Below are 22185 nucleotides of genomic sequence, written 5' to 3'. Positions count from 1 at the left end.
CCGTACAGTTGATAGAAGAAGGATTCAGGCAATCTTGCCGAGGCGTTTGAGCTGGAAGTGTTCGATGGTGTGGCCGGCGCTGGCCTGAAACTTCTGAAAATGCGCGCTGGCGTTGTGCGCCTCAAGAATCTCGTCACTGGCCCACTGTTCGATGACATAAAAAACCTGCGGATCGGCAAGGTCGCGGTGCAGGTCGTACTGGCCACAACCGGGCTCGGCGCGGCTCGGTTCGACGAGGGCGCGCAGCGCCTGTTCGAGAACGTCCTGCTGACCGGGTTTGGCGGTCAGGGTGGCGATAGCGGTAAAGGGCTGGGACATGCGCGGACTCCAGAATCGGGATGAATTCGATGGAGGCCATCATTGGCTATTTCTCTGCGCGATAAAACCGGCTAAAAGAGCAGTCTCTTTCAATATTTTTTGATAATCGAGGCTGCGCATGCTGCGTTTTGATGACTTGCAGTTGTTTGTTCGCGCGGCGGATCTGGGCAGCCTGTCGGCGGCGGCACGGGTGATGGACATGTCCGCGGCGGTGGCCAGCGCGGCGTTGAAGCGCATCGAGCAGCAACTCGGTGCGCGGCTGCTGGCGCGTTCGACCCGCAGCCTGCGCCTGACCGCCGAGGGCGAAGGCTTTCTTGAATATGCCCGCGCCGCCCTGAGCAATCTCGACGAAGGGCGTCGCCTGCTCGCCAGCGGACAGGATCAGGTCAGCGGGATTTTGCAGCTTTCGGCGCCCTCGGACTTCGGCCGCAATCTGCTGCTGCCGTGGCTCGACGCGTTCCAGCGTGAACACCCGAAGCTGACGGTGCGCCTGCTGCTTGGCGACCGCATCGCCGACCTGTTCCGGCAACCGGTGGACATCGCCCTGCGCTACGGCGAGCCGGAAGATTCCAGCCTGATCGCCTTGCCCATCGCCCCACACAATCGCCGGGTGTTGTGCGCATCCCCCGATTATCTGGCCCGGCATGGCGAGCCGCGCCAGCTCGAGCAATTGGCCCAGCACAACTGCCTTTTGTACATGCTCGGCAGCCGCGTCCACGACCACTGGAGTTTTCACGATGGCAAGCGCGAAGTCGGCCTGACCGTCAGCGGCGACCGCTTCAGCGATGACGCCGACGTAGTACGGCTATGGGCGCTGGCCGGTGCCGGTATCGCTTACAAGTCCTGGCTCGACGTCGGCGCCGATGTGCTCGCCGGACGCCTCAAAGTGCTGATGCCGGAACTGCTGTGTGAGCGCGCACCGCTGAATCTGTTGTGCGCCCATCGCGCACAATTGAGTAAGCCGGTGAACCTTCTGAGAGAGATGCTCGCCAGCCGATGCGCCGAATTGAGTAGCCAATTTCCCGGTTTCCTCAAAGTTGATCATTAGTCGCAGGCAATTAGAGAAATTTCTGTCAGGAACAATCGCCACCTGCCCAGGCCCAGGCGCAGGACGTCTGGCTTAACCCGCTTATACTAGCGCCCGCCTCATGCCTGCACTGACACCCGGCGCGCAGACCCCGTAACGCGTTGCCGGCTTTTGGTGACGGTTGCTACTTCTGCTGCCAGGTTGTGTGCCGGAGCAGCTGGTGTCGATGGCATCCCTTGCCACCGATCCCGGGCGATTTTCGCGTGTTGGCCGATGCCCCATAACCGGCCAGGATGTCTCCGAGCGGTAGACGATACGATTCAACAGGGAGTGAACATATGGAACATGCACCGTGCATCAGCCAGATCGCGACATTGCTGGCCGACCCCAAGCGCAGCGCGATGATGTGGGCGTTGATGGATGGCTCGGCGCGGCAAGCCGAAGAGCTGGCGCTGCTGGCCGGGCTCTCGCCGTCGTCGGCCAGTGCGCATCTGGGACGCCTGTCCGCAGGGGGCTGTTGAACATCGAAATGCGTGGGCGCAAACGCTTCTTTCGCCTGGCGGCACCGGAAATCGGCGCGGCGATCGAAGCACTGGCCAGCGCCACCATTGCCAGCGCGCCACGGCAAATCCCTGATGCGCTGAAACGCACGACTCCCATGGTCAGGCCGCAGGCGGCGCCGTCTTCGCTGTTGCGCGCGCGGTTCTGCGACGATCATCTGGGCGGCACCCTGGCGGCCGACCTGTATCAGCGCCTGCTCGACGCCGGCTGGATCGAACAGCTTGAGCAGCGGGTGGTGGTGACGCACAAGGGCTCCACCCGACTGGCGCAGCGCGGAGTGTTCATCCAGGCCCTGGCCCACCGCAACGTGCAGGTCGCCTGCGCCTGCCCGGACTGGAGCGAGCGCCGTCCGCACATGGGCGGCTCACTGGGCGCGGCGCTGTTGCAGTTGTTCATGCAGTCCGGCTGGCTGACTTTGCCCAACGATTCCCGCGCCTTGCAGTTGACCGCCACCGGCCAGCGCGAAATCCATCGCTTTGCCAAGGAAACCGAGCTGGAAACAGCGTTCTAGAGCGTTGCTCGGCGATGAGCTGAAGGCTGACGTCGTCCACGGCTGTGAACAGGTCGCATCCAGTACGACCTCTGTATGACCATCGCGCACACTCGATCCGGGGATTTTCCGGATGGGGGAGCACAACATGAATACACAACGCTTTAGTGCGGCTGAACGCCTGGAACGGCTGCCGCTCAGCGGCTATCACCGCGTCATTTTCATCATCATCGCCTTGGCGTTTTTCTTCGATTCCATGGATCTGGCGATGATGACTTTCCTGCTCGGCTCGATCAAAGCCGAGTTCGGCCTGAGCAGTGCGCAAGCGGGGTTGCTGGCCAGCTCGAGCTTTTTCGGCATGGTGCTCGGCGCGTCGTTGTCTGGGATGCTCGCCGACCGCTTCGGGCGCAAACCGGTGTTTCAGTGGAGCATCGTGTTGTGGGGCGTGGCCAGTTACCTGTGTTCGACAGCGCAGACGGTGGAGACGCTGACGCTGTTTCGCATCCTGCTCGGAATTGGCATGGGCATGGAGTTTCCCATCGCACAGTCGATGCTCTCGGAGCTGATTCCAGCACAACGGCGCGGGCGCTACATCGCCCTGATGGACGGCTTCTGGCCGCTGGGGTTTGTCGCAGCGGGCGTGCTCTCGTACTTCCTGCTGCCGCTGATTGGCTGGCGCGATATCTTCCTGGTGCTGGCGGTGCCGGCGGTGTTCGTTCTGGCGATCCGCTTTTTCATCCCTGAGTCGCCGCGCTGGCTGGAACAGGCCGGGCGCGACGTCGACGCGGACAAGGTGTTGAACGGCATCGAAGCGCGAGTGCGTGCTTCGCTGGGCGGTGCAGGCTTGCCGGAACCGGTTCGTTTGCCACGCACGGTGACGCCACCGGGTAATTTCTTCTCGGCACTCAAGCAGATCTGGTCGCCGCAATATCGCCAGCGCACAACGATGATCTGGAGTCTGTGGTTCTTCGCATTGCTGGGTTTTTACGGGCTGACTTCCTGGCTCAGTGCATTGCTGCAGCAGTCGGGTTTCGCCGTGACGCAGTCGGTTTACTACACGGTGCTGATCTCGCTCGGCGGGATTCCCGGCTTCCTCATGGCGGCGTGGCTGGTCGAGCGTTGGGGGCGCAAACCGGTGTGCATCGTCACCCTGCTGGGCGGCGGGGTGATGGCGTTTCTGTATGGGCAGAGTGCGGTGTTCGGCGGCAACGTGGCGTTGCTGATCGGCACCGGGCTGTTGATGCAGTTTTTCCTGTTCGGCATGTGGGCGGTGCTCTACACCTACACGCCAGAGCTGTACCCGACGTCCGCACGGGCAACCGGCTCGGGATTCGCCTCGGCCATCGGCCGCGTCGGCTCACTGCTCGGGCCATTGGTGACCGGGCTGGTGTTCCCGATTACCGGGCAGGGCGGGGTGTTCGCGCTGGGCGCGGCGTGCTTTGCGATCGCGGCGGGCGTGGTGTGGCTGTTCGGGATGGAGACGCGGGGCAAGACCCTGGAAGAGCTTACCGAGTGAACATCGATATGAATGTGGGAGCGAGCCTGCTCGCGAAAGCGGTGTGTCATTCAACGTAAATGTTGACTGACTCTCCCTCTTCGCGAGCAGGCTCGCTCCCACATTGGTTTTGCGGTGTTGCTTAAGGTTTTACCAACCGCGCATCCAGGCTGTTCTGCGCCAGGCGCTTGGCCTGATCCTGGGTCATTCCCAGATGCTCGTGCAGCGCATGGAAGTTCTCGGTCACGTAACCGCCGAAATACGCCGGGTCATCGGAGTTGACCGTGACCTTCACGCCGCGCTCGAGCATGTCGAGGATGTTGTGCTGCGACATGTGATCGAACACGCAGAGCTTGGTGTTCGACAGCGGGCACACGGTCAGCGGGATCTGCTCGTCGATGATCCGCTGCATCAGGCGCTCGTCTTCGATGGCGCGGACACCATGGTCGATGCGCTGGATTTTCAGCAGGTCGATGGCTTCCCAGATGTACTCCGGCGGGCCTTCTTCACCGGCGTGAGCGACGGTGAGGAAGCCTTCGTCGCGGGCGCGATCGAAGACGCGTTTGAACTTGCTCGGCGGGTGGCCCATCTCGGAACTGTCGAGCCCGACCGCGACAAACGCATCACGGAACGGCAGCGCCTGATCGAGGGTTTTCTGTGCTTCGTCTTCGCTGAGGTGGCGCAGGAAGCTGAGGATCAAACCGCTGCTGATGCCCAGTTGCGTCTCGCCATCCTTGAGTGCGGCGGCGATGCCGTTGAGCACCACTTCGAACGGGATGCCCCGGTCGGTGTGGGTCTGTGGATCGAAGAACGGTTCGGTGTGGATCACGTTCTGTGCTTTGCAGCGCAGCAGGTAGGCCCAGGTCAGGTCATAGAAGTCCTGCGAGGTGCGCAGCACATCGGCGCCCTGGTAATACAGGTCGAGAAATTCCTGCAGATTGTTGAAGGCGTAGGCCTTGCGCAGGGTTTCAACGTCGCTCCACGGCAGGGCGATCTTGTTGCGTTCGGCCAGGGCGAACAGCAGTTCAGGCTCCAGCGAACCTTCCAGATGCAGGTGCAGTTCGGCTTTGGGCAGGGCGTTGAGCCAGTCGTACATAGTCTTTTCTCATCAGGTGCAATGCCGGCATTCTACAGAGGCTGGCCGCAACAATTGGCAAAACCTGACCAGGTGATCGATCAAACCGCCTCTTGCTCACGTCGATACGCGTAGGTATCGGCGAAACGCGACAGCAGGAATTCGGCGCAGGTGGTGGTCGGATATTTCGCCGGATGCTGCGCGTCCTGGCAGCCGGGCAGGCATTCGATGCGCGTGTCCGGGTGCGGTTCGGCGAAGAACGGCATCGAATAGCGATCCACGCCCAGCGGGCTGATCACCCGGTGCGGCGTCGAGCGATAACGGTCGTTGCTCCAGCGCGCCATCATGTCGCCGAGGTTGACCACGAACGTGCCGTCAATCGGTGGCGCGTCGATCCATTCACCTTTGACGTTCTTCACCTGCAAACCGCCGGCGCTGTCCTGATAGAGCAGGGTGATGCAGCCGTAATCGGTATGGGCGCCGGCACCTTGTTGCTCGGCGGAGCTGGCGGTGTGACGCGGTGGGTAATGGATCATGCGCAACACGCTGACCGGTTCGACAAAACGCGTATCGAAGAAGTCGCGCTCGATGCCCAGCGCAACGGTCATCGCTCGAAGCAGGGTTTGCGCCAGCGCCTGCATGTCGAGGTAATGCTGCTCCATCAGCGTTTCCCAGCCGGGTTGCGCCGGGTGCCGATTGGGGCCGCGCAAGGGTTTTTCCGCGAGCACCTCGGGATGCTCGTCCGGCAGGTGCAGGCCCATGTCGAAGGTTTCCTTCAGATCGCTGGGTTTGTCCGGGTCCAGTTGCTCTGTGGCAATCGCACCGTAGCCGCGATGATGGCGGGTCTGGGTGATGTCGATCTTGAGTTTTTCTGCGGCGGGCAAGGCAAAGAAGCGCTGGGCGTGATCGAGCAGGGCGTCGATACGTTGCGCCGAGATCGGATGGCCCTTGATGTAGAAAAAGCCCCACTCGCGGCAGGCTTGGTCGATTTGTTCGGCCACCGCAGGCCAGGCGTTTTCGTCGTCGCTATAGAGCGGGCTGATATCAATGATCGGAAGACTGTTCATGCACTGGTCCTGAAGAAACGCAAACATGAGAACACTGAAAAAACTGTGGGAGCTGGCTTGCCAGCGATGGCGATCTAACTGGCAACAGTGATGTTGAATGTGAAGGCCTCATCGCAGGCAAGCCAGCTCCCACACGGGTCGGTGTATTTTTTGAAAGTTACTTCGGCATCTCGGCCTTCATGCCCTCAACGTAGTAATTCATCGAAGCCAGTTCCGCATTGGTCGCGCTCACGCCCGCCGGGATTTTTTCTACACCGGCCTGATCCTTGATCGGCCCGGTAAACGGCTGCAATGCGCCGCTCTTGATGTCGGCGATCAACTGCTCGGCCTCGGCTTTCACCGGCGCTGGCACCAGGTCGCTGATCGGCAGTTCCACCGTGCCTTCCTTCAACCCGCCCCAGTAATCCTGGGATTTCCAGGTGTGATCGATCACGCTCTGCGTCGCCTGAATGTAGTGCGGCGCCCAGTCGTTGACGATAGAGGTCAGCACCGCTTTCGGGCCGAAGTGGGCCATGTCCGAGGCGTAGCCCACGGCATACACGCCGCGCCGTTCGGCAGCCTGGATCGGCGCCGGGCTGTCGGTGTGCTGGAACACCACGTCGACGCCCTGATCGATCAGCGCGTTGGCGGCGTCGGCTTCCTTGCCCGGATCAAACCAGGAGTTGACCCACACCACTTTGATTTCGGTGCCAGGGTTGTACTTGTTCAAGGCCAGCTGGATGGCGTTGATGTCGCGGATCACTTCCGGAATCGGGAACGAGGCGACGTAGCCGATCTTCTTGGTCTTGGTCATCTTCGCCGCGAGGAAACCGCCGACGTAACGGCCCTCGTAAGTGCGTGCCAGGTAAGTGCCGAGGTTCTTGTCCTGCTTGTAGCCTGTGGCGTGTTCGAACGTCACCTTGGGAAATTGTTTGGCGACTTTCACCGTCGGGTTCATGTAGCCGAAAGAGGTGGTGAAAATCAGGTCGTATTTGTCCTTGGCCATGTTGCGGATCACCCGCTCGGCGTCGGCGCCCTCGGCGACGTTTTCCACGTAGTTGGTGGTGATCTGCGTGCCGAGTTTTTCCGCCAGGGCCTTGCGCCCCTGTTCGTGCTGATACGTCCAGCCGTGGTCACCGATCGGGCCGATGTAGACGAAACCGACCTTCAGCGGATCGGCAGCGCTGGCGCTCAGGCTGATTCCCAGACCGATGGCGGCGTACAGCAGTTTGTGCAGCGGACGTATTGGCATGAACCCGAACTCCATTTTGTTGTGTGTGCTCAGGGCCAATGCAAATTGCTGACCAAAAGGACAACAAACGCATTCGAAAACGCGGCGCGGCCTTCGCGAGCAGGCTCGCTCCCACAGGGACGCATTTCAATGTGGGAGCGAGCCTGCTCGCGAAGAGGCCGGCAAGGCCAATAAAAGTGCATGCCTGAATCCAGCTGCCATCGCGTGGTGCGCAGAGATGTAACGAAACGTTAGCGGCGCTCGGCAGTCAGTAGCTTCATCAGCTCTTTTCGGCAAAAGGCCCGTCATGCTCTCGATCCTCAAACAAGAAAGCTTCCTGCTGCTGGCAGTCCTTGCCGCGTGCGTTGCTTATCCACTGGAACACTGGCTGCTGCACAACGGCCAGATAGTCGCGCTGGTCGGCGGTCTGCTGCTGATCGCCTTTATTGTCGCCGCCTCGATGCGCGTCGCTCATCACGCTGAACTGCTGGCGGAAAAAGTCGGCGACCCCTACGGCACGATGATCCTCACACTCTCGGCAGTGCTGGTCGAAGTGGTGATCCTGGCGATCATGATGAGCAACGAGGCCTCGGCGACGCTGGTGCGCGACACGATCTATTCAGCGGTCATGCTCGACATCAACGGCATCCTCGGCCTCGCCGCTTTGATGGGCGGGATCAAACACGGCGAACAGTCCTACAACGACGATTCGGCGCGCAGCTACAGCGTCATGATCCTCACCGCGATGGGGGTGTCGATGGTGGTCCCGGAGTTCATTCCCGAGGCCAACTGGAAGATGTATTCGGCGTTCACCATCGGCGCAATGATGGTGCTCTACGCGCTGTTCCTGCGCATGCAGGTCGGCCCGCACAGTTACTTTTTCAGCTACAGCTACCCGGACAAACGTCGGAAGAAAGAGCCGGTCGAGCAGGAGCCGAAGCCGGTCAGCCTGGTGCTGTCGATCGGCATTCTGGTGTCGGGGGTGGTGATCATCGGCGCACTGGCCGAGGTGATGTCCAAGACCCTCGATCTGGGCCTGGAAGGCACGGGCGCGCCGCCAGTTATCACGGCGATTCTGGTGGCAGCGATTTCCGCCGCGCCGGAGATTCTCACCGCATTACGAGCGGCGCTGGCCAATCGCATGCAGTCGGTGGTCAACATTGCGATGGGGGCGTCACTGTCGACGGTGATTCTGACCGTACCGGTGATGGAAGCGATGGCGCTGTACACCGGCCAGCCGTTTCAAATGGCGATGACCCCGGTGCAAACGGTGATGATCTTCATCACCCTGATCGTCAGCGCAATCAACCTCAATGACGGCGAGACCAACGCCATTGAGGGCATGACGCACTTTGTGCTGTTTGCCACATTCATCATGCTGTCCCTACTGGGCCTATAGGGCTGGCAGATACCCATGTGGGAGCGAGCCCGCTCGCGAAAGCGGTGTGTCATCCGACAAACATGTTGTCTGACACTCCCTCTTCGCGAGCAGGCTCGCTCCCACAGTTTTGAACGGCGGTGAGTCAGGTCCCTGCGATCAACTGCCGGGCCGCCTGGCTGTGATCGGCGATCAGACCTTTCAGATCCAACCCTTCAACCTGACCATCAATCACACGCCACTTGCCGCCAATCATCACCCGATCTGCCCGATCGGCGCCGCACAGCAGCAACGCCGAAATCGGATCATGGCTACCGGAGAAGCGCAGTTCATCGAGCTTGAACAACGCGAGATCCGCCTGTTTGCCCACGGCGATTTCGCCGATGTCAGTGCGACCGAGCAGGCTCGCCGAACCTTTGGTCGCCCAGCCCAGCACGCGCTCCGGGGTGATCTTTTCGGCGCCGTAGCGCAGGCGCTGGATGTACAAAGCCTGACGCGCTTCGAGGATCATGTTCGAGGCATCGTTGGACGCCGAACCGTCAACGCCAAGGCCGAACAGCGCGCCGGCGTCGGTCAGCTCGATGCTCGGGCAGATGCCGGACGCCAGGCGCATGTTCGAGCTTGGGCAGTGACAAATGCCGGTGCCGGCCTGGCCGAGGCGGGCGATTTCGTCGGGGTTGAAATGGATGCCGTGGGCCAGCCAGGTACGCGGGCCGAGCCAACCGACGCTGTCCAGATAATCGACGGTGCGCAGGCCGAAGCGTTGCAGACAGAAGTCTTCTTCATCGAGAGTTTCAGCGAGGTGGGTGTGCAGACGCACATCGAGCTTGTTCGCCAGATCAGCGCTGGCCGACATGATTTCCGGGGTCACCGAGAATGGCGAGCATGGCGCCAGAGCGATCTGGATCTGCGCACCGTCGCCACGCTCGTGGTACTCGTGAATCAGCCGCTGACTGTCGTCGAGAATCACCTGACCTTCCTGCACCGTTTGTTGCGGAGGCAGGCCGCCGTCCTTCTCGCCGAGGCTCATCGAACCGCGCGTGAGCATGGCGCGCATGCCCAGTTCGCGCACCGTTTCGACCTGCACGTCGATGGCGTTTTCCAGACCATCCGGGAACAGATAGTGATGGTCGGCAGCCGTGGTGCAACCCGAGAGCAGCAATTCGGCCAGCGCCACTTTCGTGGCGAGGGCGAGTTTTTCCGGGGTCAGCCGCGCCCATACCGGGTACAGGGTTTTCAACCACGGAAACAACGGCTGATTGACCACCGGCGCCCAGGCGCGGGTCAGGGTTTGATAGAAGTGATGGTGAGTGTTGATCAGGCCCGGCAGGATCACATGCTCGCGGGCATCGAACACTTCATTGCACGGCGCCGACGGCTGCTGACCGGCAGCGAGGACTTCGACGATGACACCGTCTTGCACGACAAGGCCGCCACGGGCATCAAGCTCGTTGGAGGTGAAAATGGCGAGGGGATTTTTAACCAGGTACGGGTCGCAGGCATTGTGGCCGGCTCCTCTGAAAGTTGGGTTCAGGGTTGCCAGCTCAGTGTTGCCCTGTCTGCTGATCCAGGGTCGCCGCGAAGGACGAGGCGCGCAGTTTCAAACAAATCGCCCCATCGGGCAAGCGCCACCCGACCATTCACCATCATCCCCCTGTGGGAGCGAGCCTGCTCGCGAAGGCGTCATGTCAGTCGATACAGATTTACCTGACAGATCGTATTCGCGAGCAGGCTCGCTCCCACATCGGGATTATCAGTGCTTACCAGGGAATGGTTTCACCCTTGTAATTGACGAAGTGATGCCCGCCCTTGCCGGTAAACGCATTGACCTGATCGATCAGCCCGCGGGTGCTGGTCTCGACGTCGAGATCGGCGCCTTCGCCGCCCATGTCGGTCTTCACCCAGCCCGGGTGCAGCGAAAGTACAGTCAGTTTCTGCTCGCCCAGTTGCGTGACGAAACTGTTGGTCATCGAATTCAGCGCCGCCTTGCTCGCCTTGTACAGCGCCAGTTCCGGCGCGTCGGGCATGGTCACGCTGCCGAGTACCGAACTCATGAACGCCAGCACGCCGCTGCCGTCGCGAATCTGCCCGACGAAACGCTGGGCCAGATTGATCGGCGCCACCGCGTTGGTGAAAAACAGTTGCCCGACCTCGGCCAGGGTCGCGCCGCCCGGCGTCTGCACGTCCGGGCCTTTGACCCCGGCGTTGACGAACAACAGATCGAAGGTTTCGCCCTTGAGCTTCTGGCTCAGAGCGATCACCGCTTGCTGATCGTCCATGTCGAGCTTCTCGATGCGCACGTCACCCAGCGCTTGCAGCGCCTCGGCCTTCTGCGGATTGCGCACCGTCGCGGTGACTTGCCAGCCATCGGCCAGCAGGGTCTTCACCAGACCGAGGCCCAAGCCGCGGGAGGCGCCGATGATCAGTGCGTTTTTTGCCTGAGACATGATGGGTTTCCTTGAAAGTCAGCATTCAGGATTCAATGGACACGCCTGACCGAGGCGCAGTTGCAGCGCTTGGCGAAAAACAGGCTTTGATCCCGGAGCATACTCCAGGCTTCTTGAGTTTCTCGAGGGTGTTTGATCAGAAATAGTTGTGGGTCGTGCTCCAGATGTTGCCGGTGCGGAGGCCTTCGCGAGCAGGCTCGCTCCCACATATGCCCGTGTTCACTCAGATCTCCTGTGGGAGCGAGCCTGCTCGCGAAGAGGCCCGCTCTGACATCAACTAATGTCCCGATTGCCACGGCTGCCCCAACGAAACCGGCGCATACAACCGAGTGCGTACGGCATCGCGGGAGAGCAACACCAGCACCAAGATCGTCGCCAAATACGGCAGCATCGCCAGCAGGCTCGAAGGTATCGCCAGTCCCAATCCCTGTGCCACCAGGTGCAGGATGCTGGCGAGGCCAAACAGATACGCCCCGAGCAACAACCGCCACACCCGCCAACTGGCAAACACCACCAGCGCCAGGGCAATCCAGCCGCGCCCGGCGGTCATGTTTTCCGCCCACATCGGCGTGTAGGCCAGCGACAGATAGGCCCCGGCCAGCCCGGCCATTGCTCCGCCGAACAACACCGCCAAGGTGCGTACGGTCAGCACCGGCAAGCCCATTGCGCTGGCCGCATCCGGGTTTTCACCGACCGCCTGAATGATCAGGCCGACACGACTTTTGATGATTACCCACGCCACCAAGGCAAATAGCGCGAACGACAGATACACCAGCAGATCCTGGGCAAACAGCATCCGCCCGATCAGCGGGATCTCACTCAGATACGGAATCGCCAGAGGCTCGAAACCCGCCAGCGGCTTACCCACCCATGCCGCGCCGACAAACGTCGAAAGCCCGACACCAAAGATCGTCAGGGCCAAACCGGTGGCGACCTGATTGGCGTTGAACACCAGCGCGACCAAGGCAAACAGTGACGACAACAACATCCCGGCCAACATCGCCAACAGCACACCCAGCCACAGGTTGCCGCTGTTCAGCGCGACGATAAAACCGATCACCGCACCGAACAGCATCATGCCTTCCTGGCCGAGGTTGAGGACGCCGCTTTTCTCGCAGATCAACTCACCCAATGCCACCAGCAACAGCGGCGTGCCGCAGCGGACCATGGCATAGAAAATATTGCTCAACAGATCGATATCCATCACAGCGCTCCGGCGGTTACGGCAGGGGTCGAGGCGCGCCGGCTCCAGCGCAGTTTCAGGCGTGGCCGATAGAGAATCAGCACGTCACAGGCGAGCAGGAAAAACAGCATCATGCCCTGGAACAATTGGGTGATCGCTTGCGGCAGATTGAGCGACATCTGCGCGCTCTCGCCGCCGATGTACAGCAGCGCCATGAGCAGACTGGAGAACAGAATGCCGAGCGGATTCAACCGTCCCAGAAACGCCACGGTGATCGCCGCGTAGCCATAGCCCGGCGACACCTGCGGCACCAGTTGGCCGATCGGCCCGGTCACTTCGCAGACCCCGGCGAGTCCGGCCAGAGCTCCGCTGATCAACAGCGCCAGCCAGATCAGGCGCTTCTCGCGAAAGCCGACGAAACCTGCCGCACGCTTGTCCAGCCCGAGCACTTTGATCTGGAAGCCGATAAAGCTTTTCTGCAACAACACCCACACCGCAACCAGCGCGAGCAGGGCGAAATACACGCCGGCATGCACGCGGCCGTCCTCCAGCAGCAGCGGCAAACGACTGGCGTCGCCGAACATCGCCGACTCCGGGAAATTGAAGCCCGCTGGATCCTTCAACGGCCCGTGCACGCAGAACAGCAGCAGGTTCAGCGCGATGTAATTGAGCATGATGCTGGTAAGGATTTCATTGGCATTGAAGCGCGTGCGCAGCCATGCGGTGAGCCCGGCCCATGCGGCGCCCGCCAGCGTGCCGGTCAGCAGAATCAGCACCAGCGCCCAGCGACTTTGCATGTCGATAACGTTCACTGCCAGAGCACTGCCGGCCAAGGCGCCAAGTAGAAGTTGGCCTTCGGCGCCGATGTTCCAGATCCGCGCCTGATAGGCCACGGCCAGGCCGAGTGCGCAGAGCAGAATCGGCAGCGCCTTGACCAGCAATTCGGACACTCCATACAAATCGCTGACGGGCGCGATCAGCAGTGTGTGCAAGGTTTGCAATGGGTCGTGGCCCAGCGCGATGAACAACAGCGAGCCGCAGCCGAGGGTCAGCGCCGCCGCCAATAACGGCGAGCACCACAGCATCAGGCGCGATTGCTGGCCACGGGGTTCGAGAGAAAGCAGCATGGTTGGAACTCCGTTAAACCGAGGCGGCGCGAGGTGAGTGATCGAACTGGCCGGCCATCCACGCGCCGACATCGCTCAGCTGTGTAAGGCCGGTGTCTTGCAGTGCCGACAGACGCCCGCCGCATAGCGCGCCGAGGCGATCGCTGATCTGGAACAGCTCATCGAGGTCTTCGGAAATCACCAGAATCGCCGCGCCGGCATCGCGCAGGGCAATCAAGGCGCGATGGATGGTGGCGGCGGCACCGACGTCGACGCCCCAGGTCGGGTGCGCGGCGATCAGCAGTTTCGGTTGCTGAAGAATTTCCCGGCCGAGGATGAATTTCTGCAGGTTGCCGCCGGACAGGCTGCGCGCAGCGGTTTGCGTGTCCGGGGTCTTCACGCCGAAACGCTGGATGATCTGCTGCGCGAGGGTTTCGACTTTGCCGCGTTGGATCAACCCGTGGCTCACCAGTCCTTGCTGGAAAGCACTGAGCAGGGCGTTATCGGCCAGACTCAACTCCGGCACCGCGCCGTGGCCGAGGCGTTCGGCCGGCACGAAGGCCAGACCGAGTTTGCGCCGCGCGTCCGGGCGCAGGTCAGCGACGTTTCGCTCGGCGAAGCGCAGGGTCGCCGCTTGCGCACGAGGCAAGGGCTGCTCGCCGCTGAGCAGGGCGAGCAGCTCATCCTGACCATTGCCCGCGACCCCGGCGATGCCGACGATTTCACCGCTGCGCACTTGCAGGTCGATGTCTGTCAGCGAGCAGCCGAACGGATCCGGGTTGTGCCAGCTCAAACCCTGCACCTGCAGAAACGCCGCGCCACCGCTGACTTTCGGATACTCGCCAATCAATCCCGCCGCTTCGCCGACCATCAGTTGTGCCAGTTGCTGATCCGTACATTGCGCCGGCAGGCAATGCCCGGCTACCCGACCGCCGCGCAGCACCGTGGCGCTGTGGCACAAGGCCCGCACTTCACCGAGCTTGTGGCTGATAAACAGAATGCTGCAGCCCTCGTCGGCAAGGCGCCGCAGGGTGATGAACAATTCGTCCGCCTCTTGCGGCGTCAGCACCGAGGTCGGCTCGTCGAGAATCAACAGGCGGATGTCCTGCATCAGGCAACGAATGATTTCCACCCGCTGCCGCTCGCCGATCGACAGGCTGTGGACAAGTCGCTCCGGCTCCAGCGCCATGCCGTAACGCCGCGATACTTCGCGAATTTTCGGTTCCAGTTGCTTCGGCGTGCCGGCCGCCGCGCCCATCGCCAGGGCAATGTTCTGCGCGACGCTGAGGGTTTCGAACAGCGAGAAATGCTGGAACACCATGCCAATGCCCAACTGCCGCGCCTGTGCCGGGTTGCGGATCTGCACGCGCTGCCCCTGCCAGAGCATTTCACCGCTGTCGCACTGGGTGACCCCGTAAATGATCTTCATCAACGTACTTTTGCCCGCGCCGTTTTCACCGAGCAGGGCATGGATTTCACCCGGCGCGATGCTCAGGTCGATGGCGTCGTTGGCCAGACAACCGGGGTAGCGTTTGCTGATCTGGCGCAGTTGCAGGCGCGGCGGGGAAGGGGCGATGGACATGACAGGCTCGACTGACTTGGAGTTGTGCCTGTGGATAAAGCAATTTCCTGGCCATTGAGTCAGGAACGCTTGCGGAGCCGGTCCGCAAGTGCCGACAGCAGCGCATCGGCGGGCGTTTTGTCTTTCTATCGAGCACCAATTCAGCGCAAAGCCATTGAACAGGCTCCAGTTTTGCTCGTGCTACGTTGGTTAAAAAACGAGCAATCACTTGGGGCCTAGGCAGATCCAGCGACAGCGACGGTCATGAACGGCTTATCCACAGGTTGTTCCACAGTAATTGTGCGCAAGCGCCGAGGTCGGGCATAAGCACTGCGATGCTTTCTTCTAATGGTGATAAACGATGTTAACTATCTGTTTTTACGCTGATTTTTCGTTTCGTCGGATCAATTGAACGAAAAGTGAACAAATCGCGCAAAGCCGCATGACAGAAGGGTTACAGCGGTATGTGCTCAGGTTATCCACAGTCGGGTGCACAGCCGATGTGGGCAAGTCGGCAGAAAATGGAATGCATGTAATGCCCCAAAAAGATCGCAGCGTTCCGCAGCTCCTACAGGTGGAATGCGATCACCCTGTAGGAGCTGCCGAAGGCTGCGATCTTTTGATCTTCCACTCTCAACGCTGCAACAAAATCCGCCCACGGCTCAGATCCGCCAACTGACTTTGCAGCACTTCGATCTGCGCTTCTCCTACCGCCAATTTCAACTCAACCCCATTGGCCGTGAAGTTTTCCTCCACCACCAATCCACCGAGATCCGCCACGCGCAACTTCACCAGCGCCAACTCGGCAAATCCGCAGGCGCAACTGAGCGGCACGCGGCTGATCAGCTCGATTTTTTCCGCCGCTTGCAGGCACTTGTTGGCGCCACCGCCGTAGGCCCGGGCCAGGCCGCCAGTGCCCAGTTGAATGCCGCCGTACCAGCGAATCACCAGCACCGCGACCTGATCGCAGTCCTGCGCTTCGATCGCCGCGAGAATAGGGCGCCCTGCGGTGCCGCCCGGCTCGCCGTCGTCAGTGCTGCGGTATTGCGCGCCGAGTTTCCACGCCCAACAATTGTGCGTGGCATTCAAATCGCTGTGCTGCTCGAAAAACGCCTGCGCATCGGCGGGGCTGCTGATCGGCGTCGCCAGAGTGATGAAGCGGCTTTTGCGAATCTCTTCGCGGTACTCGCAAAAACCGCTGAGGGTGAAAGGCATAAACGTCTTATAGAGAAGGAGTGAGGCCGCAGCCTTTGAGAATGATGCGGATCAGGTTGTTGCCGGCGTCTTCCATGTCCTGCTTGGTCAACTTGCTGCGCCCGGTGACGCGGCAGATCTGCGTGGCGAAGTCGGCGTAATGCTGGGTGCTGCCCCACAGCAGGAAGATCAGGTGCACCGGATCGACCGGATCCATCTTGCCCGCATCGATCCACGCCTGAAACACCGCCGCGCGCCCGGTGAACCAGGTGCGGTAATCCTGATTGAAATATTCGCTCAGGCATTCGCCGCCGCTGATCACTTCCATGGCGAAGATTCGCGAAGCCTGTGGGTGGCGCCGGGAGAATTCCATCTTCGCGCGGATGTAGCGGGTCAGCGCTTCGGCCGGGTCATCCTCGGCAGTGAGGGTGTTGAAGGTGCTGTCCCACAACTCGATGATGTTGCTCAGCACTGCCACATACAAACCGAGCTTGTTGGTGAAGTAGTAATGCAGGTTGGCCTTGGGCAGCCCGGCATTCTGCGCGATGGTGTTCATGCTGGTGCCTTTGAACCCGTGACGGGCGAACTCGTCTTCGGCGGCTTTGAGAATGGTCTCTTCGTTCTTCTGACGAATGCGGCTGGCGGGTTTGCCGCCGTGGGCTGGGACTTCAAAGGTCATAGGCACTTCCGGGATTGTCTGTGGGTGCAACCAGTTGCGTTGATAGCGCACCCACAGGCATCCGACAAGTCCTTGCGCGGAAAAACAGTTACGCCTGTTCGATCTTGTTCAATGACGCGGGGCTTTTTGTCTCAGCGGTTTTGCCTTCCGGCAACAAAAGACACAGGACGATTGCCGTCAGCCCGCCGCTGGTGATCGCCGAGTCGAACAGGTTCTGCACCAGTTTCGGCAACAGGTGCAGTAGGTTCGGTTGCGCGGCGATGCCAAGGCCGACGCCGAACGAAGTGGCGATGATCAACATGCTGCGCCGGTCCAGCGGTGACTGCGCGAGAATGCGTACGCCCGCCGCCGCCACTGCGCCGAACATCACCAGCGTCGCACCGCCGAGCACCGGTTTCGGGATCTGTTGCAGCACCGCACCGATCATCGGGAACAGGCCGAGGCAGAACAGGATCGCGCCGATATACAGACCGACGTAGCGGCTGGCAACGCCGGTCAATTGGATCACGCCGTTGTTCTGCGCGAACGTTGTGTTGGGGAAGGCGCTGAAGGTCGCCGCGATCATGCAGCTCACGCCGTCACCGAGCACGCCACCGCGCAAGCGGCTTATATAAGAAGGGCCGCTGATCGGTTGGCGGGCGAGCATGCAGTTGGCGGTGAGGTCGCCGACGGTTTCGATGGTGCTGATCAGGTAAATCAGAGCGACCGGCAGGAAAGCGGTCCAGTCGAAGTTGAATCCGAACTTGAACGGCGTAGGAAAACTCACCAGCGGCAAGTCAGGCAACGGCTGTGGCACTAATTTTCCGCTGAACCACGCAGCGAGACTGCCTAGCACCAGTCCGATGATGATCGCCGACAGTCGTACCCAAGGCGTGTTCGAACGGTTGAGCAGAATGATCGTCAGCAGCACGAACACGCCCAAGGCCAGATTGCCCGGCGCGCCGAAGTCCGGGGCATTGAAGCCGCCACCCAGATCGGTGATGCCGACCTTGATCAGGCTGATGCCGATCAGCGTGATGACAATGCCGGTCACCAGCGGTGTGACCACTCGGCGCAACTGACCGATGAAACGGCTGAGCACGATCTGCACGATTGCGCCGAAAAAGCACACGCCGAAAATCATCGCCAGAATATCTTCCGGGCTGCCGCCGCGCTGCTTGACCAGAAACCCGGCCGACAGCACCGCACCGAGAAACGCGAAACTGGTGCCTTGCAGACAGATCATCCCCGCGCCGATGCCGAACGGTCGCCGCGCCTGGATAAAAGTGCCGACGCCCGAGACCATCAGCGCCATGCTGATCAGGTACGGTAGATGCGCGGTCAGCCCGAGCGCGGAACCGATCACCAGTGGCAGGGTGATGATGCCGACGAAACTGGCGAGCACGTGTTGCAGTGCGGCGAGAATGGCGGCGAGTGGTTTGGGGCGATCGTTGAGGCCGTAGATCAGTTCACTGGACGAATCGGAATCTGGCTGCATGGTTTTGGCTTCTTGTTGAAGGACGAGTCAGCCCTTCACTGCAAAAACCTGTCCACTTGCTCAGGTTATTCCTGGATTCTGTCGATGAGGCCCTGCCGGGCTGGGCTCTGCGCGCTTATCTATCGCGTCGCGGCCAGACTCTCCAGGAAACTTTCCAGCACCAAATGAGGGCGCCGCCCCTTGCGCGTGACCGATGCCAGACTCAAATCGTAAAAACGCGTGCCGGCCTTGAGCGCACGCAAACGCCCCTGCTGCACCCAAAGGCTGGCGTAGTGATCCGGCAGATAACCGATGTAGCGCCCGGTCAGAATCAGAAATGCCATGCCCTCACGGTCAGAGGCACTGGCAGTGCAATTGAGCGCCTGATAGTGCGCCTGAATCTCCGCCGGCAAACGAAAGGTCGGCGCAATCGCGTCCTGACTGTCGAGGCGTTGATCATCGAGTTGCTTGTCGTCGACATAAAACAGCGGATGACCCACCGCGCAATACAGCAGCGAACGCTCGCTGTATAACGGCTGATATTCCAGTCCTGACAAGGCGCTGGCCTGCGGCACCACGCCAACGTGCAGGCGCCCGTCGAGCACACCTTGTTCAACTTCGTTTGGTGCAATCATGCGAATCTGGATCTGCACATCCGGCCCGCGTTCCTTCAACTGCGCGAGGGCGTGGGTGATGCGCATGTGCGGAAGGGTAACGAGGTTATCGGTCAGGCCGATGATCAGCTCGCCGCGCAGGTGTTGGTGCAGACCGTTGACCTCGGTGCGAAAACTCTCCAGTGCACTCAACAGCTGTAGTGCCGACTGATACACCTCACGACCTTCCTCGGTCAGGGAAAATCCGGCCCGGCCACGCTGACACAAGCGCAAGCCGAGGCGCTGTTCCAGATCGCTCATCTGCTGGCTGATCGCCGAGCGCCCGATGCCGAGCACGGTTTCCGCTGCGGAGAAGCCGCCACATTCCACGACACTGCGAAAAATCCGCAGCAAACGGATATCAAAGTCACTGACCTGGGCCAATGGATCGGCGCGGCGGCTGCTCATTTTTTGTTCTCTTTGTTTAGCAATGATCTAACTGAAGGTTAGAAGAGTTGGATTTCACCGACTTTATCGCCGTGGCAATTTAGCTGCAACAACGCTTTCCATCTCCCTGACGCTTATGCCCTGCGAGGTTTTGCCCGATGAACATGCCTGAAAACGCGCCGTCGCCACTGGCCAGCCAACTGAAGCTGGACGCGCACTGGATGCCGTACACCGCCAACCGCAACTTTCAGCGCGACCCGCGTCTGATCGTCGGCGCTGAAGGCAGCTGGCTGTTCGACGACAAGGGCCGCAAGATCTACGACTCGCTGTCCGGTCTGTGGACCTGCGGCGCCGGGCACACCCGCAAGGAAATTCAGGAAGCCGTTTCGAAACAGCTGGGCACTCTCGATTACTCGCCGGGTTTCCAGTACGGCCATCCGTTGTCTTTCCAGTTGGCAGAGAAAATCACCGAACTGACCCCGGGCAATCTGAACCACGTGTTCTTCACCGACTCCGGTTCCGAATGCGCCGATACCGCGGTGAAAATGGTCCGTGCCTATTGGCGCCTGAAAGGTCAGGCGACCAAGACCAAAATGATCGGCCGCGCCCGTGGCTACCACGGCGTGAACATCGCCGGCACCAGCCTCGGCGGCGTCAACGGCAACCGCAAGCTGTTCGGTCAGGCGATGATGGATGTCGATCACCTGCCGCACACACTGCTGGCGAGCAATGCGTTTTCCCGCGGCATGCCGGAGCAGGGCGGTATTGCTTTGGCCGATGAGCTGCTCAAGTTGATCGAGCTGCACGACGCTTCCAATATCGCTGCGGTGTTCGTTGAACCGATGGCAGGGTCCGCCGGGGTACTGGTTCCGCCACAGGGTTACCTCAAGCGTTTGCGCGAAATCTGCGATCAGCACAACATCCTGCTGGTGTTCGATGAAGTGATCACCGGTTTCGGCCGCACCGGTTCGATGTTCGGCGCCGAGAGCTTCGGCGTAACCCCGGACCTGATGTGTATCGCCAAGCAAGTCACCAACGGCGCGATCCCGATGGGCGCGGTGATTGCCAGCTCCGAGATCTACCAGACTTTCATGAACCAGCCGACGCCGGAATACGCCGTGGAATTCCCTCACGGCTACACCTATTCGGCACACCCGGTGGCCTGTGCCGCTGGCCTTGCCGCACTCGACCTGCTGCAAAAGGAAAACCTGGTGCAGAGCGTCGCCGAAGTCGCGCCGCATTTCGAAAACGCGCTGCACGGCCTGAAAGGCTCGAAGAACGTCATCGACATCCGCAACTACGGCCTGGCCGGCGCGATCCAGATTGCCGGGCGCGACGGTGATGCCATCGTGCGTCCTTTCGAAGCGGGCATGGCCTTGTGGAAAGCCGGGTTCTACGTACGCTTCGGCGGCGACACCCTGCAGTTCGGCCCAACCTTCAACAGCAAGCCGCAAGACCTCGATCGTCTGTTCGACGCGGTCGGCGAAGTGCTGAACAAGCTCGACTGATTTTTCCTTCTATATAGCTATGTAATTAGCAGGCGTCTGTAGCGGGCGTCTGCGCACAAGAATTCAGGAGTGTTCGATGAGCGTTATCCCGCATTTGATCAATGGCGAACTGGTAACCGAGAACGGTCGCGCGGTAGATGTGTTCAACCCGTCTACCGGTCAGGCAATTCACAAACTGCCACTGGCCAGCCAGGCCACCATTCAGAAAGCCATTGATGCCGCCAAGGCTGCGTTTCCGGCTTGGCGCAACACGCCCCCGGCCAAGCGCGCCCAGGTGATGTTCCGTTTCAAGCAACTGCTGGAGCAGAACGAAGCGCGCATCTCGCAACTGATCAGCGAAGAGCACGGCAAGACCCTGGAAGACGCTGCCGGTGAATTGAAGCGCGGTATCGAGAACGTCGAGTTCGCCTGCGCCGCCCCGGAAATCCTCAAGGGCGAGTACAGCCGCAACGTCGGCCCGAACATCGATGCCTGGTCGGACTTCCAGCCGTTGGGGATTGTTGCCGGTATCACTCCGTTCAACTTCCCGGCCATGGTCCCGCTGTGGATGTACCCGCTGGCGATCGTCTGCGGCAACTGCTTCATCCTCAAGCCATCCGAGCGCGATCCAAGCTCGACGCTGCTGATCGCTCAGTTGCTGCTGGAAGCAGGGTTGCCGAAAGGCGTGATGAGTGTGGTCCATGGTGACAAGACAGCGGTGGACGCGTTGATCGAAGCGCCGGAAGTCAAAGCGCTGAGTTTCGTCGGTTCGACACCGATTGCCGAATACATCTACGCCGAAGGCACCAAGCGCGGCAAACGCGTTCAGGCACTGGGCGGCGCGAAGAACCACGCGGTACTGATGCCGGATGCCGATCTCGACAATGCGGTGAGTGCACTGATGGGCGCGGCTTACGGTTCCTGCGGCGAACGCTGCATGGCGATTTCGGTTGCCGTGTGTGTTGGCGATCAAGTTGCCGACGCGCTGGTGGCGAAACTGGTTCCGCAGATCAAGGCACTGAAAATCGGCGCGGGTACCTCGTGCGGTCTGGACATGGGGCCGTTGGTTACCGGTCAGGCGCGTGACAAGGTCAGCGGTTATGTGGATGACGGTGTGGCGGCGGGCGCGACCCTGGTGGTCGATGGTCGCGGTCTGAGCGTCGCCGGTCATGAAGACGGCTTCTTCCTCGGTGGCTGCCTGTTCGACAACGTCACCCCTGAGATGCGCATCTATAAAGAAGAGATCTTCGGGCCGGTGCTGTGCGTGGTGCGGGTGAACAGCCTGGAAGAGGCGATGCAACTGATCAATGATCACGAATACGGCAACGGCACCTGCATCTTCACCCGTGACGGCGAAGCGGCGCGGCTGTTCTGCGACGAGATCGAAGTCGGCATGGTCGGCGTCAACGTG

At 60.9% G+C, this 22185-nt stretch carries 18 protein-coding genes and 1 pseudogene (1 of these 19 cut by a window edge); 6 read left to right on the top strand and 13 right to left on the bottom strand.

Features of this window, described 5'->3' with window-relative positions; translation table 11 throughout:
- Positions 1 to 24 precede the first annotated feature (24 nt).
- Positions 25 to 318 (bottom strand): putative quinol monooxygenase, encoded by a 294-nt coding sequence (locus tag ACZZ0K_RS20560; protein ID WP_125917567.1) that lies wholly within the window; start codon positions 316 to 318, stop codon positions 25 to 27.
- 118 nt (positions 319 to 436) lie between these two features.
- Here ACZZ0K_RS20560 and ACZZ0K_RS20555 point away from each other — a divergent pair, with 118 nt between their 5' ends.
- The 3 genes and pseudogenes from ACZZ0K_RS20555 (at position 437) to ACZZ0K_RS20545 (ending at position 3912) form a co-directional block, all read left to right on the top strand.
- Entirely contained in the window at positions 437 to 1366 is a 930-nt protein-coding gene (locus tag ACZZ0K_RS20555; protein ID WP_016771820.1) for a LysR family transcriptional regulator, read from the top strand.
- Between the two features lie 317 nt (positions 1367 to 1683).
- Positions 1684 to 2417, top strand: a pseudogene (locus tag ACZZ0K_RS20550) (ArsR/SmtB family transcription factor).
- 127 nt (positions 2418 to 2544) lie between these two features.
- A complete protein-coding gene (locus ACZZ0K_RS20545) occupies positions 2545 to 3912 on the top strand; it encodes an MFS transporter (RefSeq protein WP_150638125.1) in 1368 nt (455 codons plus the stop codon).
- A gap of 121 nt (positions 3913 to 4033) precedes the next feature.
- On the opposite strand, the gene ACZZ0K_RS20540 is transcribed toward ACZZ0K_RS20545, so the two are convergent.
- The 3 genes from ACZZ0K_RS20540 to ACZZ0K_RS20530 all read right to left on the bottom strand — a co-directional run bounded on the left by ACZZ0K_RS20540 (position 4034) and on the right by ACZZ0K_RS20530 (position 7264).
- Complete coding sequence (locus ACZZ0K_RS20540; protein WP_024011466.1) at positions 4034 to 4987, bottom strand: adenosine deaminase; 954 nt, start codon at positions 4985 to 4987, stop codon at positions 4034 to 4036.
- An 80-nt stretch (positions 4988 to 5067) separates the two neighbouring features.
- Positions 5068 to 6033, bottom strand: coding sequence for a 2-oxoglutarate and iron-dependent oxygenase domain-containing protein (locus ACZZ0K_RS20535; protein WP_150741596.1), 966 nt, complete (start codon positions 6031 to 6033; stop codon positions 5068 to 5070).
- A gap of 157 nt (positions 6034 to 6190) precedes the next feature.
- Positions 6191 to 7264, bottom strand: coding sequence for a BMP family ABC transporter substrate-binding protein (locus tag ACZZ0K_RS20530; protein WP_016771815.1), 1074 nt, complete (start codon positions 7262 to 7264; stop codon positions 6191 to 6193).
- Between the two features lie 286 nt (positions 7265 to 7550).
- Between ACZZ0K_RS20530 and ACZZ0K_RS20525 the strand changes: the two genes are divergently transcribed.
- Positions 7551 to 8642: a calcium:cation antiporter gene (locus ACZZ0K_RS20525; protein ID WP_258707556.1), complete on the top strand. Its 1092-nt coding sequence runs from the start codon at positions 7551 to 7553 to the stop codon at positions 8640 to 8642.
- A 124-nt stretch (positions 8643 to 8766) separates the two neighbouring features.
- Here the strand turns inward: ACZZ0K_RS20525 and ACZZ0K_RS20520 are convergent, their stop codons facing one another.
- The 9 genes from ACZZ0K_RS20520 to ACZZ0K_RS20480 form a co-directional block, all read right to left on the bottom strand.
- Positions 8767 to 10107: an 8-oxoguanine deaminase gene (locus ACZZ0K_RS20520; RefSeq protein ID WP_463559796.1), complete on the bottom strand. Its 1341-nt coding sequence runs from the start codon at positions 10105 to 10107 to the stop codon at positions 8767 to 8769.
- A 274-nt stretch (positions 10108 to 10381) separates the two neighbouring features.
- Positions 10382 to 11068: an SDR family oxidoreductase gene (locus ACZZ0K_RS20515; RefSeq protein ID WP_217864429.1), complete on the bottom strand. Its 687-nt coding sequence runs from the start codon at positions 11066 to 11068 to the stop codon at positions 10382 to 10384.
- A 277-nt stretch (positions 11069 to 11345) separates the two neighbouring features.
- Positions 11346 to 12272 (bottom strand): ABC transporter permease, encoded by a 927-nt coding sequence (locus tag ACZZ0K_RS20510; protein WP_150638115.1) that lies wholly within the window; start codon positions 12270 to 12272, stop codon positions 11346 to 11348.
- A complete protein-coding gene (locus ACZZ0K_RS20505) occupies positions 12272 to 13378 on the bottom strand; it encodes an ABC transporter permease (protein WP_056787784.1) in 1107 nt (368 codons plus the stop codon). Before ACZZ0K_RS20505 ends, ACZZ0K_RS20510 begins: the two co-directional genes overlap by 1 nt.
- A gap of 13 nt (positions 13379 to 13391) precedes the next feature.
- Entirely contained in the window at positions 13392 to 14939 is a 1548-nt protein-coding gene (locus ACZZ0K_RS20500) for an ABC transporter ATP-binding protein (protein WP_258707557.1), read from the bottom strand.
- A 612-nt stretch (positions 14940 to 15551) separates the two neighbouring features.
- On the bottom strand, positions 15552 to 16133 hold the full coding sequence (locus ACZZ0K_RS20495; protein ID WP_125917571.1) for an IMPACT family protein: 582 nt from the start codon (positions 16131 to 16133) through the stop codon (positions 15552 to 15554).
- A 7-nt stretch (positions 16134 to 16140) separates the two neighbouring features.
- Positions 16141 to 16791, bottom strand: coding sequence for a TetR/AcrR family transcriptional regulator (locus tag ACZZ0K_RS20490; RefSeq protein WP_463559293.1), 651 nt, complete (start codon positions 16789 to 16791; stop codon positions 16141 to 16143).
- Positions 16792 to 16879: 88 nt separating this feature from the next.
- Complete coding sequence (locus ACZZ0K_RS20485) at positions 16880 to 18268, bottom strand: uracil-xanthine permease family protein (protein ID WP_463559292.1); 1389 nt, start codon at positions 18266 to 18268, stop codon at positions 16880 to 16882.
- A gap of 119 nt (positions 18269 to 18387) precedes the next feature.
- Positions 18388 to 19308, bottom strand: coding sequence for a LysR family transcriptional regulator (locus ACZZ0K_RS20480; RefSeq protein WP_056787796.1), 921 nt, complete (start codon positions 19306 to 19308; stop codon positions 18388 to 18390).
- Positions 19309 to 19445: 137 nt separating this feature from the next.
- Here ACZZ0K_RS20480 and aptA point away from each other — a divergent pair, with 137 nt between their 5' ends.
- Together aptA and ACZZ0K_RS20470 are read left to right on the top strand one after the other, a co-directional pair.
- Complete coding sequence (aptA, locus tag ACZZ0K_RS20475) at positions 19446 to 20795, top strand: omega-aminotransferase AptA (RefSeq protein WP_064362892.1); 1350 nt, start codon at positions 19446 to 19448, stop codon at positions 20793 to 20795.
- Positions 20796 to 20871: 76 nt separating this feature from the next.
- Positions 20872 to 22185, top strand: partial view of a CoA-acylating methylmalonate-semialdehyde dehydrogenase gene (locus ACZZ0K_RS20470; protein ID WP_041479657.1) — the 5' portion only. 180 nt of this gene lie beyond the right edge of the window; 1314 of the gene's 1494 nt are visible here — the first part of the coding sequence; it begins with the start codon at positions 20872 to 20874; the stop codon falls past the right edge of the window.

This window comes from Pseudomonas sp. AC255 (genome assembly GCF_979258175.1).
Note: the sequence above shows the minus strand (reverse complement) of the source record. Positions and strands in the feature narration are given on the sequence as shown.